Consider the following 12,633-nt stretch of genomic DNA (forward strand, 5'->3'; position numbering starts at 1 on the left):
TGGTGCAATAAAACCGTCGATTGCACCATTACGGATCAGGTTTACGCTTCGCTGCCTGAAATAAGTGAGGCGTTAATTGAGCAGTCCGGGAAATATAGACTTCAGGCCGGTAACAACAAACTCAATACCCAGGGCCATCAGTAACAGACCCATGATACGGGTAATCACGTTAATGCCGGTCTGTCCCAGTATCCGCACCATTAAAGGCGCGGCCCGAAACAGCAGCCAGCAACATAAGGCAAAAATGGCAATCGCCAGCGTAAAGCCCAGCAGGTTAAGCCAGCTGTGATAGCGGGTGCTCCAGACAATCGTCGAACTGATGGCACCCGGACCGGCCATCAGGGGAAGCGCCAGAGGCACTACGCCAACGCTTTCACGAATGGCCGTTTCTGACTTCTCCTGTTTGTTCTGCTTATCCTCGCCCAGCTTGCCACTGATCATCGACATCGCAATGGTCACGACCAGAATCCCGCCCGCAATGCGGAACGAGTCAATCGAAATGCCAAACACCCGCAGAATCGCATCGCCGAGGAACAGCGAGGTCCAGAGGATAATAGCCACCGCCAGGTTGGCGGTTAGATTCGTTTTATTGCGTTCAGCTGCCGCCTGATAGCGGGTCATACTGATGAACACCGGAATAATGCCGACCGGATTAACCAGCGCGAACAGCCCGACAAAGAATTTTATATAGCCTGAAAGATCTAACAGTGCAGGGTTCACGACATGGCTCCGTAACGCAGGGGGGAAATCGCGCCTAATGTAAGTGAAAAGCGGCACAGACGCCAGATGCATACGCCGCTATTTATGCCACTTAAGGCGGAACCCATAGCGGATTCCCCCAGGGTTCTGAATGAGACTGGATTTTGTCGCTATGGCCAGCCAGCTTACATGGTGCAAACAGATTCGAAACAAGGTGGCGCAAAAAGCCCGGCTGAAAGGTGTCAGCTTGGGGTTAAATTGATCTGCATCAAAATTACCCTACCCCAAACCAGGTAATCTTTTCGTAACGGAAGTATTAGCAGTCTCAATGAAAATCTGACGGACTGCCTGACAAGACTCTTTCAGTAAACAGTTGAAAATCCATGCATTTCTGGCCGATAGGACGCGTTATGACAGCGTGACTATACTCAGGGCGCAGGATTGTTTACTAAAAAAGTTTAACTTCCTCAGGAGAACACCATGGCCGTTACGAATGTCGCTGAACTCAATGCACTGGTTGAACGTGTAAAAAAAGCCCAGCGTGAATATGCCAATTTTTCTCAACAGCAGGTCGACGCCATTTTCCGTGCCGCCGCCCTCGCCGCCGCAGACGCCCGCATTCCTCTCGCCAGAATGGCCGTTGCCGAATCCGGCATGGGCATTGTCGAAGACAAAGTCATTAAAAACCATTTTGCGTCAGAATATATCTACAACGCCTATAAAGATGAAAAGACCTGCGGTGTGTTAGCCACCGATGACACCTTCGGCACCATCACTATCGCCGAACCTATTGGTCTGATTTGCGGTATTGTGCCGACGACTAACCCCACCTCTACCGCCATCTTTAAAGCATTAATCAGCCTGAAAACCCGCAACGGTATTATCTTCTCGCCACACCCCCGCGCCAAAGATGCCACCAACAAAGCGGCGGACATCGTGCTGCAGGCTGCCATTGCAGCCGGTGCGCCAAAAGATATTATCGGCTGGATCGATGCCCCCTCCGTTGAGCTGTCAAACCAGCTGATGCACCACCCTGACATTAACCTGATCCTCGCCACTGGCGGTCCGGGCATGGTGAAAGCGGCCTACAGCTCCGGTAAACCCGCCATCGGCGTCGGTGCCGGTAATACGCCAGTGGTGATTGATGAAACCGCCGACCTGAAACGGGCCGTCGCCTCGATTCTGATGTCCAAGACCTTTGATAACGGGGTGATCTGCGCCTCGGAACAGTCGGTCATCGTGGTTGATGCGGTCTACGACGCAGTGCGTGAACGTTTTGCCAGCCACGGCGGTTACCTGCTGCAGGGCGCGGAGCTGAGCGCGGTGCAGAATATCATTCTGAAAAACGGCGGTCTGAACGCCGCCATCGTCGGCCAGCCCGCGTTCAAAATTGCGGAGATGGCAGGCATCAGCGTGCCACCCAGCACCAAAATCCTGATTGGCGAAGTGAAGCTGGTGGACGAATCTGAACCCTTTGCCCATGAAAAACTTTCGCCAACCCTGGCAATGTACCGGGCGAAAGATTTCAACGACGCGGTAGATAAAGCAGAAAAATTGGTCGCCATGGGCGGTATCGGCCACACCTCGTGCCTCTATACCGACCAGGATAATCAGACCGAACGTGTGCACTACTTTGGCGACAGGATGAAAACCGCGCGTATTCTGATCAATACGCCCGCTTCTCAGGGCGGTATCGGGGACCTCTACAACTTCAAACTGGCCCCCTCTCTGACGCTGGGTTGTGGTTCCTGGGGCGGCAACTCGATTTCAGAGAACGTCGGTCCAAAACACCTTATCAACACCAAAACTGTCGCCAAGCGAGCTGAGAATATGTTGTGGCATAAACTTCCTAAATCTATCTACTTCCGTCGCGGTTCCCTGCCCATTGCGCTGGAAGAGGTGGCAACGGACGGCGCGAAACGGGCCTTTATCGTGACTGACCGCTTCCTGTTCAATAACGGTTATGCCGATCAGGTCACCCGCGTCCTGAAATCACACGGTATTGAAACGGAAGTCTTTTTTGAAGTGGAAGCCGATCCGACGCTGAGTATTGTGCGTAAAGGTGCCGAGCAGATGAACAGCTTTAAACCGGACGTAATCATCGCGCTGGGTGGCGGCTCCCCGATGGACGCAGCGAAAATCATGTGGGTGATGTATGAACATCCGGAAACCCACTTTGAAGAGCTGGCACTGCGCTTCATGGATATCCGTAAACGTATCTACAAGTTCCCGAAAATGGGCGTCAAGGCGCGCATGGTGGCCATCACCACTACATCCGGCACCGGTTCAGAAGTGACACCGTTTGCCGTCGTCACCGATGATGCGACAGGCCAGAAATATCCTCTCGCTGACTATGCGCTGACCCCGGATATGGCGATTGTCGATGCCAACCTGGTGATGGAAATGCCCCGCTCACTCTGTGCCTTCGGCGGCCTGGATGCGGTTACCCATGCGCTGGAAGCCTATGTGTCTGTGCTGGCGAATGAATACTCAGATGGCCAGGCACTGCAGGCACTGAAACTGCTGAAAGAGAACCTGCCCGCCAGCTACGCGGAAGGTGCCAGAAATCCGGTGGCGCGTGAACGTGTTCACAATGCGGCCACTATCGCCGGTATCGCCTTTGCTAACGCCTTCCTTGGGGTCTGTCACTCCATGGCGCATAAGCTGGGTTCAGAGTTCCATATTCCGCACGGTCTGGCTAACGCCCTGTTAATCTCGAACGTCATCCGCTACAACGCAAATGACAACCCGACCAAACAGACCGCGTTCAGCCAGTATGACCGCCCACAGGCGCGCCGTCGCTATGCGGAGGTTGCTGATCACCTGGGCCTGAGCGCCCCTGGCGATCGCACCGCGCAGAAAATTGAGAAGCTGCTGGCCTGGCTGGATGAGATCAAGACTGAGCTCGGCATTCCGACCTCTATCCGTGAAGCCGGCGTACAGGAAGCGGACTTCCTGGCCAAAGTCGACAAGCTGGCCGATGATGCGTTTGATGACCAGTGTACTGGCGCAAACCCACGCTATCCGCTGATTGCCGAGCTGAAACAGATTATGCTCGACACCTACTACGGCCGTGAGTTTGTCGAACCTTTCTCAAGCGTTGCCGAAGCGGTTGCTGAACAGCCGGTAAAAGAGGTTAAAGCGGAGAAGAAAGCGAAGAAAGTCTGATAGTACCGTTCTGATAACCTGATAAAAAAACCCGCCGCGGCGGGTTTTTTACTGGCTGAAAAACGTGTCAGATGACGGGCGTATGCGCGCCGTGAATCGCCTGCAGCGAGCCCTGCTCTATGGCCTGTTTATAGTGCTTACGGCAGACCGAGATGTAGCGTTCATTCCCCCCGATGACTACCTGCTCACCTTCACTGAAAGGCTTCCCTTCGCTGTCCAGTCGCAGCACCATGCTGGCCTTGCGGCCACAGTGACAGATGGTTTTGAGTTCGACCAGCTTATCGGCCCACGCCAGCAGATACTGACTGCCAACAAAGAGTTCGCCGCGAAAATCGGTACGCAGGCCATAGCAGAGTACCGGAATATCAAGATCGTCGACCACATCAGAGAGCGCTTTGACCTGCTCACGGGTGAGAAACTGGCTCTCATCGACCAGCACGCAGTGAATAGGCTGTGCGGCATGTTCCGCCGCAATGTCGCTGAACAGCGCGGTATCGGCATTATAGAGCAAGGCTGGTGACGAGAGTCCAATACGGGAGCTTACCTGACCGGCACCAAAACGGTTGTCGATTTCGGCAGTGTAGACCAGCGAGCGCATGCCCCGCTCCTGATAGTTATAGGAGGATTGTAACAGCGCGGTCGATTTCCCTGCGTTCATCGCAGAGTAATAGAAATAGAGTTGGGCCATAAGAGCGTATCTTCATCAGGACTGAACAGAATGGTGCGCATATTATCACAAAGCACAGCCCATGCGTTGTTGCTGAGAGAGGGAGAATGCCTGACAGATAGCCGGAATTTTCATCAGGAACCGTTTCCAGTGCCGATGGGCTCTGTCGCAGAGTGAAATAGGTTTTTCTTATTTTAACCGCAATAAAAGAGATGACATTATTTGCAGCAACTTAAATACATTAAATTTATTTCATAACGACAGAGGGGAGATTATTTCTTCGGGGCATCGCTTTGATTTTTTATGATCAACATTATTTTTTAATTTTCATTTTATTCGCTGAAGAAATACGTTTGTGATTGAAGTTATTTAATGTCATCACTACTATTAGCGGGCAACACAACTTCTCCCTTATTCAGAGACCAGGACAATGAGCGAAGCACTAAAAGTTCTTAATAATATTCGTACGCTGCGCGCCCAGGCCAGAGAGTATTCCATTGAAACACTGGAAGAGATGCTGGAAAAACTGGACGTAGTGGTAAAAGAACGTCGCGAAGAAGAGTCGCATTTCCAGGCTGAAAATGAAGAGCGCGCGCGCAAGCTGAATCAGTATCGTGAAATGCTGCTGGCTGATGGTATTGACCCTTCTGAGCTGGTCAGCATGCTGACTGATACCCGCGCGACAGCAAAAAGCAAACGTTCGGTGCGTCCGGCTAAATATGGTTATACCGATGAAAAAGGTGAGTCAAAGACCTGGACCGGTCAGGGCCGCACGCCAGCCATAATTAAAAAAGCGCTGGAAGAAGAGGGTAAAAAGCTGGACGATTTTTTACTGTAACGACGCGTTATTTTGCTGCCCGACGGGCAGCCTGAGGTGGAATAAAAAAAAGGAAGCGTACGCTTCCTTTTTTATTCAGACGCGATAGAAATCACGATACCAGTCAACGAAGCGCTTTACGCCCTCCTCCACACTGGTCTGAGGTTTAAAACCAATCGCCTTAAACAGAGCTTCGGTGTCGGCACTGGTTTCCAGCACATCACCGGGCTGCATCGGCATCAGATTTTTCTTCGCGGTCATCCCCAGTGCTTTTTCAATCGCCTCAATATAGCTCATCAGCGTTACCGGCTGACTGTTACCGATATTATAAACACGATACGGTGCTGAACTGGTTGCTGGCGATCCCGATTCAACCGTCCAGTGATCGTCCTGCTGCGGAATGACATCCTGCAGACGCACAATCGCTTCAGCAATGTCATCAATATAGGTAAAGTCGCGCTTCATCTGGCCCTGGTTATAGACATCAATCGCCTCACCGGCAATCATTGCGCGGGTGAATTTAAAGAGGGCCATATCCGGACGGCCCCACGGGCCATAGACGGTGAAGAAGCGTAATCCAGTGGTCGGCAGCTGATAAAGGTGCGAGTAAGTATGAGACATTAACTCGTTCGCTTTCTTCGTCGCTGCATATAAAGAGACAGGATGATCCACACTGTCGTCCGTTGAGAATGGCATCTTACGATTCAGGCCATAAACGGAACTCGACGACGCGTAGAGCAGATGTTCAATTTTATGATGACGGCAGCCTTCAAGAATATTGAGGTGACCTGTCAGATTGGAATCTGCATAAGCATGGGGATTTTCGATGGAGTAGCGGACGCCAGCCTGCGCGCCAAGATGAATAACGCGCTGAAAATTATACTGCCCGAACAGTGACGCTATCGCGTCACGGTCGGCCAGATCCCGCTCGATAAAAGTAAAGCCAGGTTCAGCATTAATTAAATCGAGACGGGCACGCTTGAGATTTACGTCGTAATAATCATTCAGGTTGTCGATACCGACAACCTGGTGACCGGCGGCCAGCAGACGCTGACTGACATGAAAACCAATAAAGCCTGCGGCGCCGGTGACCAGAAAGTTCATAAATCCCTCGTTAATTATGCAGTTTGAATAGACGCTCCGCGGCCGATTGCATAATAAACGAAACCGCGTTTGCTGATACGCTCTGGATCATACAGGTTACGACCATCAAAAATCACGGCTTCTTTCAGCGCATTTTTGATAACGTCGAAGTCTGGCGCACGGAAGTTCTGCCACTCCGTACAGATGACCAGACCGTCTGCGCCCTGCAGTGCCGCTTCTTTGGTTCCCATCAGCTTAAGATCGCTGCGGTGGCCGTAGATACGCTGCGCTTCATCCATCGCTTCCGGGTCAAACGCCTGAACAGATGCGCCTGCTTCCCACAGCGTTTCCATCAGCACACGGCTGGAGGCTTCACGCATGTCGTCAGTGTTCGGCTTAAATGACAGGCCCCAGAGAGCAAACGTCTTGCCCTTCAGATCGTCGCCAAAGTGGCGTTTGATGAAGGTTGGCAGCTTGTTTTTCTGGTTGTCATTGACATCTTCCACGGCCTGCAACAGACGTGGCTGATAGCCAATAGACTCCGCTGTACGGATTAACGCCTGCACATCTTTCGGGAAGCAGGAGCCACCGTAGCCACAGCCAGGATAGATGAAGTGGTAGCCGATACGGGGATCGGAACCGATGCCCTGGCGTACTTTTTCAATATCCGCGCCTAAACGCTCAGCCAGGTTAGACATCTCATTCATGAAGCTGATTTTGGTCGCCAGCATGCAGTTTGCTGCATACTTGGTCAGCTCTGCGCTGCGGATATCCATCATGATCATGCGATCGTGGTTGCGGTTAAACGGCTCATAAAGCTCGCGTAACAGCTCGACCACGTCATCGTTGTCGGTACCGACAACGATGCGCTCAGGACGCATGCAGTCATTCACTGCCGCACCTTCTTTCAGGAATTCCGGGTTCGACACCACATCAAAGGTGATGTTGGCGTCACGCGATTTCAGCGTTTCCGCCATCACCGCACGAACTTTGTCTGCTGTGCCAACCGGTACGGTTGATTTGTCGATAACCACTTTGTGATCGTTCATATGCTGCGCAATGGTGCGTGCTACGGCGGTCACATATTTCAGATCGGCAGAGCCGTCTTCATCCGGTGGTGTACCTACTGCAATAAACTGCATAACACCATGGTTTACGCCCTGTGCAGCATCAGTGCTGAACTTCAGACGACCCGCTTCGTAATTGGACATTACCAGCGGGGTTAAACCTGGTTCGAAAATAGGAATGATGCCTTTTTTCAGATTTTCGACTTTGTTTGCGTCGACATCAATGCAGAGAACGTCATGTCCGACTTCGGCTAACACCGCAGCCTGAACCAGACCGACATAGCCGATACCAAATACAGTGACTTTCATCGAGTTATCCTGTGTTTATAAATTACTTTTTGTTGCCAACTGCGCTATCGAGCCATTCAGAGAAATCTTTGCCCAATACCGGATGACGAACACCGTACTCAACGAAAGCCTGCATGTAGCCCAGTTTGTTACCACAGTCATGGCTTACGCCTTTCAGGTGATAAGCTTCAACGGTCTCTTTTTCCATCAGCATGGCGATAGAGTCGGTCAGCTGAACTTCGCCGCCCGCACCCGGAGGCGTCTTCGCCAGCAGAGGCCAGATGTCTGCAGACAGAACATAACGACCTACGACCGCCAGGTTAGATGGCGCTTCGGTCGCTTTTGGTTTCTCAACCACACCGACCATCGGTGCGCTGTCGCCTGGGTTCAGTTCTGCGCCCTGGCAATCGACAACACCGTAAGCGGTTACATCGGCAACCGGCTCAACCATAATCTGGCTGCGGCCTGACTCTTCATAACGGGTCAGCATCTCGGCCAGGTTATCTTTGGTTGGGTTAGATTCATATTCGTCGATGATGACGTCTGGCAGGATAACGGCAAACGGCTCGTTACCGATCAGTGGGTGTGCACACATCACTGCGTGGCCCAGGCCTTTCGCGATACCCTGACGAACCTGCATGATGGTCACGTGTGGCGGGCAGATTGACTGGATTTCATCCAGCAGCTGACGCTTAACTCGTTTTTCCAGCATAGATTCCAGTTCGAAGCTGGTATCAAAATGGTTTTCGATGGCATTTTTAGATGAATGCGTAACCAGCACAATCTCGTTGATGCCTGCAGCGATACACTCGTTAACGACATACTGGATTAACGGCTTATCAACCAGCGGTAACATCTCTTTTGGAATCGCTTTGGTGGCCGGGAGCATACGCGTACCCAAACCCGCGACCGGGATTACCGCTTTTTTTACTTTGGTATTATTGGCAGACATTAAGTTACCTCTCTCATAGGCCGTTCAAGTTAATACTTGATATGTCGGTTTAAAATCGAAAATGAGTATATCAGTTAGTATCGAACGGATTTATCCTGGAAGGCATCAATCCGTCGAAATTAAGACTATTACCCAACTGTAAAGCTAAGTTCTGGCCCTGTCCTCAGCGCCAGAATCTTTCCATTTTTGCCGTTTATTCTTCTGCTGACAGCATCAGCCGAATGCGACCACCCGCGCCCCAGACGTGGCACTGCCAGTTGTCTGCGCGCTGACTGATTTGATTGAGGTGGGTGCTACCCATAGTGCCAAGGGGAACACCATTACTGAGCTGAATCTGATGGGTATCAACGTGAAGCGTGGCGTTTAATCCGGCCGAGACCAGGATCAGATTTTTCAGACCACGATGATAGTAGCCCACCAGCAGAGGGAACTGGCCGCTGAGGTTCGCCTGGCGCAGCAGCAGATTGACCTGTCTGAGCAGCCCGTTAAGTTCCGGCAAACGCTGTTTTTGCCCGGAGAGCTGCTCCTGAAGCAGGCCGTTAAACAGCGCACGCAGCAGCAGAGCGGCCAGCACGCCATTATCACCCGCACGGGTGACGTCCAGACAGTAGAAGGCCAGGTCCTTTTCAGAGAGCGCCGCAATGTCGAGCACCAGGCCCGGCTGTTCGGCCATCGTCAGCTGACGATAGTTAACCCGGCAGTTGGCGACGGTCTGTTGCACCGGTGGCTGGAGTTGTTTGAGCAGTTTGGCAGCCGCTTTTGGGTCGCGGACCAGGGCATCCCAGTCCTGAAACAGCTGTTCATCCTCTTCCACCTTCGAGGTGAACATGGAGGGATAGAGACACTCGTAGACCGCTTCGCGGAAGCGTTCCAGATTTTTCAGTGGTTTAAGCAGCACATCCTGCACGCCAAGGCGCAGCACATGTGCGATGTCAGACATATTTTCTGTCGCTGAGATAATCAAAATCGGCACAACGTTACCGCGGGTACGAATGTGCTCAACAAACTGAATGCCGCTCATACGGGGCATTTCGAGATCGCTGATGATCAGGTCGACAGTATGCTGTTGTAGTTGTGCAATTGCTTCCAGTCCATCTTCCGCTTTTAACGTTACAGCACCCATCGATAACAAAAATTGGTCCAGCAACGAACGGAAAACAGCCTCATCTTCGACAATGAGTATCTTTTTGCCGAGTAGTGGTTTTTCCATTCTTTCCCCCTGCCTGCCAGATAATTCAATAGTGGTTCATAAAACGCAGTTGCGCCTTCAGAATTGCGTAAAGTCACCGTTTTGAATGAACAACCTGATTATCTGCCACGGACCAGTGGTAACAGTTCATCCATTTTCTTTTCCACGGCGGCCCTGCCTGCCTCAATGGCCTCTTCAGCCCGATGAAAGTCCAGCGTTGAAATCTGCGGACAGACCGGCTGTATTAAAACATCGGGTGGATCGCCTGCCATACGGTTGCGCTTCAGGCGATTTTCCAGCACCTGGATAGAGGTTGACATAATCTCCATCGCACCCGGTGACTGAGACGCACGACGCTGGGTGAAACTCACCAGTCGCTGACGCAGCTTTCCACCCCAACTCAATGCCGCTGCAGCGGCTTCTTCTTCACTATTTTTAGGCGTAACGGAAAACAGATCCTGCTGCATTAAATGCGCGTCATGCTGCAGGTCAACCGCAATCACAATGTCTGCACCCAGCGCGCGGGTCAGTGAGATCGGCACCGGATTGACGACGGCACCATCCACCAGCCAATACCCATTGTAGCCCACCGGCGGTAATAAACCTGGCATACTGCAGGAAGCGCGAACCGCCTGATGCAGATCGCCCTCCGTCAGCCAGAGCTCCCGCCCCGTGCTGAGATTGGTGGCCACCACGCCGAAAGGTTTGCTGCACTGCTCTATCGCATCATTGGGGATCAGCTGGCGCACATGGTTAAAGACCCGCTCACCGCGCAGCAGTCCGCCCCGTTGCCAGGAGACATCCATCAGCCGGATCACATCCCAGTAGCGAAACGCACTGACCCACTTTTCCATCAGCGGCAGCCGGTTATTCACATAGGCTGACCCGACTAGCGCGCCGACAGAGCAACCCGCCACGACGTCGATCCCGATACCCGCACGCTCCAGTGCGTTGATCACGCCAATGTGCGCCCATCCTTTCGCTGCGCCGGCCCCCAGCGCCAATCCTATTTTTACCTTTCTCATTTGTATCTGGTCCTGCCGTCAATACGTAGCGTCACAGCGTGGGGTCAGCTAACATAGCGCGCTTATGAAACCGACTCATCATTTTCGGGAGCTAATGTGTCAGAAACCTGCCCATGTTGTAGCGGACAGCAGTATAGCGTATGTTGCGAGCCCTTTCTGCAGGGTAACCAGATTCCTGTTACGGCTGAACAACTTATGCGCTCCCGCTACTGTGCCTATGTTAAGCACAATGCCGAATATCTGGTCGCGACCTGGCATCCTGACAAACGTCATCCGGAGATGTCAGGGCTTTTATCTGAAAGTTTTTCCGGTACCGATTGGCTTAGCCTGAATGTAACCCGTTGTAATCATGGAAGCCATGATAATGAAGCGTTCGTGACTTTTTTTGCGCGATACCGCGAGAAAACGAACATTCATGCCATTCATGAGTGTTCCCGCTTTCTTCGCGAGGATCAACGCTGGTACTATGTTGACGGTTCCGTGCCGCCCGTTGGGCGCAACGATCGTTGCCCATGCGGCAGTGATAAGAAATACAAAAAATGTTGTGGTTGAGCTGAAGGCTGAGCCCGCAGTTTAACCCCTAATGCTTTGACAGGACTCTGATTGAGATGCAAGCGCAAACCATGCAAAGAAAAGTTTTACGAACCATTTGTCCCGATGCAAAAGGTCTGATCGCCAAAATCACCAATATTTGTTACAAGCACGAACTCAATATCGTGCAGAACAATGAGTTTGTTGATCATCGCACCGGGCGTTTTTTCATGCGTACCGAGCTGGAAGGCATCTTCAACGACAACACCCTGCTGGCCGATCTCGACAGCGCCCTGCCCCAGGGGTCAGTGCGTGAACTGCACAGCGCCGGTCGCCGTCGCGTGGTGATTCTGGTCACCAAAGAGGCGCACTGCCTGGGTGACCTGTTAATGAAGAGCGCGTTTGGCGGTCTGGATATGGAGATTGCCGCGGTCATTGGTAACCATGACACGCTGCGTTCGCTGGTTGAGCGGTTTGATATTCCTTTCGTTCTGGTGAGTCACGAGGGACTGACGCGGGAAGAGCACGATAACCGCATGGTGGAAGAGATTGACCGCTATCAGCCCGATTATGTGGTGCTGGCGAAATATATGCGCGTCCTGACCCCTGCCTTTGTGCAGCGCTTCCCGAACCAGATTATTAACATTCACCACTCTTTCCTGCCTGCCTTTATCGGTGCCCGGCCTTATCATCAGGCCTACGAGCGTGGCGTGAAGATCATTGGTGCCACCGCGCACTACGTGAATGATAATCTCGATGAAGGCCCAATCATCATGCAGGATGTGATTAATGTCGATCACAGCTATACCGCTGACGAGATGATGCGTGCGGGTCGTGACGTCGAAAAAAACGTACTGAGCAACGCCCTCTATAAAGTGCTGGGGCAGCGCGTCTTTGTTTACGGCAACCGTACGATTATTCTTTAATCAGCCAGCGCGCTGAATTGACTGCGGATTCAGCGCTACGCGTAAAAAGTGGGCAAACAGTTCCTGTTTTGCCAGTGGGCGCTTTACACCCTTATCGCATTTGGTATGATGCGCCCCGCTTTGAGAGTGAAAGATTCAGGCCATGGTGGGATTCCCGAGCGGCCAAAGGGAGCAGACTGTAAATCTGCCGTCACAGACTTCGAAGGTTCGAATCCTTCTCC

The 12,633-nt window shown here is 52.2% G+C and carries 11 protein-coding genes; 4 read left to right on the top strand and 7 right to left on the bottom strand.

Going from position 1 to position 12,633, the window contains the following annotated elements:
• Nucleotides 1-72: 72 nt before the first annotated feature.
• A complete protein-coding gene (locus tag HFD97_RS06235) occupies nucleotides 73-720 on the bottom strand; it encodes a YchE family NAAT transporter (RefSeq protein ID WP_009089907.1) in 648 nt (215 codons plus the stop codon).
• A 459-nt stretch (nucleotides 721-1,179) separates the two neighbouring features.
• On the opposite strand from HFD97_RS06235, the gene adhE reads away from it, so the two are divergent.
• A complete protein-coding gene (gene adhE, locus HFD97_RS06240; protein WP_009089906.1) occupies nucleotides 1,180-3,867 on the top strand; it encodes a bifunctional acetaldehyde-CoA/alcohol dehydrogenase in 2,688 nt (895 codons plus the stop codon).
• A gap of 67 nt (nucleotides 3,868-3,934) precedes the next feature.
• On the opposite strand, the gene tdk is transcribed toward adhE, so the two are convergent.
• Entirely contained in the window at nucleotides 3,935-4,555 is a 621-nt protein-coding gene (gene tdk / locus HFD97_RS06245; RefSeq protein ID WP_009089905.1) for a thymidine kinase, read from the bottom strand.
• Between the two features lie 409 nt (nucleotides 4,556-4,964).
• On the opposite strand from tdk, the gene hns reads away from it, so the two are divergent.
• Nucleotides 4,965-5,372 (top strand): histone-like nucleoid-structuring protein H-NS, encoded by a 408-nt coding sequence (hns, locus tag HFD97_RS06250; protein ID WP_058958169.1) that lies wholly within the window; start codon nucleotides 4,965-4,967, stop codon nucleotides 5,370-5,372.
• Nucleotides 5,373-5,447: 75 nt separating this feature from the next.
• Here hns and HFD97_RS06255 read toward each other — a convergent pair whose 3' ends face one another.
• The 5 genes from HFD97_RS06255 to rssA all read right to left on the bottom strand — a co-directional run bounded on the left by HFD97_RS06255 (nucleotide 5,448) and on the right by rssA (nucleotide 10,955).
• Complete coding sequence (locus tag HFD97_RS06255) at nucleotides 5,448-6,455, bottom strand: NAD-dependent epimerase (RefSeq protein WP_009089903.1); 1,008 nt, start codon at nucleotides 6,453-6,455, stop codon at nucleotides 5,448-5,450.
• Nucleotides 6,456-6,469: 14 nt separating this feature from the next.
• Nucleotides 6,470-7,810 carry a UDP-glucose/GDP-mannose dehydrogenase family protein gene (locus HFD97_RS06260; RefSeq protein WP_046101926.1) on the bottom strand — a complete coding sequence of 447 codons (1,341 nt, stop codon included), beginning with the start codon at nucleotides 7,808-7,810 and terminating at the stop codon, nucleotides 6,470-6,472.
• Between the two features lie 22 nt (nucleotides 7,811-7,832).
• Nucleotides 7,833-8,741, bottom strand: a complete 909-nt coding sequence (galU, locus tag HFD97_RS06265; RefSeq protein WP_009089901.1) for a UTP--glucose-1-phosphate uridylyltransferase GalU — start codon at nucleotides 8,739-8,741, stop codon at nucleotides 7,833-7,835.
• Nucleotides 8,742-8,934: 193 nt separating this feature from the next.
• Nucleotides 8,935-9,951 carry a two-component system response regulator RssB gene (gene rssB, locus HFD97_RS06270; protein ID WP_009089900.1) on the bottom strand — a complete coding sequence of 339 codons (1,017 nt, stop codon included), beginning with the start codon at nucleotides 9,949-9,951 and terminating at the stop codon, nucleotides 8,935-8,937.
• A gap of 98 nt (nucleotides 9,952-10,049) precedes the next feature.
• The gene (gene rssA / locus HFD97_RS06275; protein WP_009089899.1) at nucleotides 10,050-10,955 is read right to left on the bottom strand and encodes a patatin-like phospholipase RssA; all 906 of its coding nucleotides are present in this window, start codon (nucleotides 10,953-10,955) and stop codon (nucleotides 10,050-10,052) included.
• A gap of 96 nt (nucleotides 10,956-11,051) precedes the next feature.
• Here rssA and HFD97_RS06280 point away from each other — a divergent pair, with 96 nt between their 5' ends.
• Nucleotides 11,052-11,507 (top strand): YchJ family protein, encoded by a 456-nt coding sequence (locus HFD97_RS06280; RefSeq protein WP_072052716.1) that lies wholly within the window; start codon nucleotides 11,052-11,054, stop codon nucleotides 11,505-11,507.
• A gap of 56 nt (nucleotides 11,508-11,563) precedes the next feature.
• On the top strand, nucleotides 11,564-12,412 hold the full coding sequence (gene purU / locus HFD97_RS06285) for a formyltetrahydrofolate deformylase (protein WP_009089897.1): 849 nt from the start codon (nucleotides 11,564-11,566) through the stop codon (nucleotides 12,410-12,412).
• The last annotated feature ends 221 nt before the right edge of the window (nucleotides 12,413-12,633 follow it).

Origin of the sequence: Pantoea sp. EKM103V (assembly GCF_011800365.1) — a bacterium.
In the GTDB taxonomy this organism is placed as follows: Bacteria; Pseudomonadota; Gammaproteobacteria; order Enterobacterales; family Enterobacteriaceae; genus Pantoea; species Pantoea anthophila.

What these genes read in the sequence shown, in the direction of transcription:
- tdk (WP_009089905.1), bottom strand. Translation starts at nt 4,555, where the DNA reads ATGGCCCAACTCTATTTCTATTACTCTGCGATGAACGCAGGGAAATCG.
- purU (WP_009089897.1), top strand. Translation starts at nt 11,564, where the DNA reads ATGCAAGCGCAAACCATGCAAAGAAAAGTTTTACGAACCATTTGTCCC.
- HFD97_RS06255 (WP_009089903.1), bottom strand. Translation starts at nt 6,455, where the DNA reads ATGAACTTTCTGGTCACCGGCGCCGCAGGCTTTATTGGTTTTCATGTC.
- rssA (WP_009089899.1), bottom strand. Translation starts at nt 10,955, where the DNA reads ATGAGAAAGGTAAAAATAGGATTGGCGCTGGGGGCCGGCGCAGCGAAA.
- rssB (WP_009089900.1), bottom strand. Translation starts at nt 9,951, where the DNA reads ATGGAAAAACCACTACTCGGCAAAAAGATACTCATTGTCGAAGATGAG.
- HFD97_RS06260 (WP_046101926.1), bottom strand. Translation starts at nt 7,810, where the DNA reads ATGAAAGTCACTGTATTTGGTATCGGCTATGTCGGTCTGGTTCAGGCT.
- hns (WP_058958169.1), top strand. Translation starts at nt 4,965, where the DNA reads ATGAGCGAAGCACTAAAAGTTCTTAATAATATTCGTACGCTGCGCGCC.
- adhE (WP_009089906.1), top strand. Translation starts at nt 1,180, where the DNA reads ATGGCCGTTACGAATGTCGCTGAACTCAATGCACTGGTTGAACGTGTA.
- galU (WP_009089901.1), bottom strand. Translation starts at nt 8,741, where the DNA reads ATGTCTGCCAATAATACCAAAGTAAAAAAAGCGGTAATCCCGGTCGCG.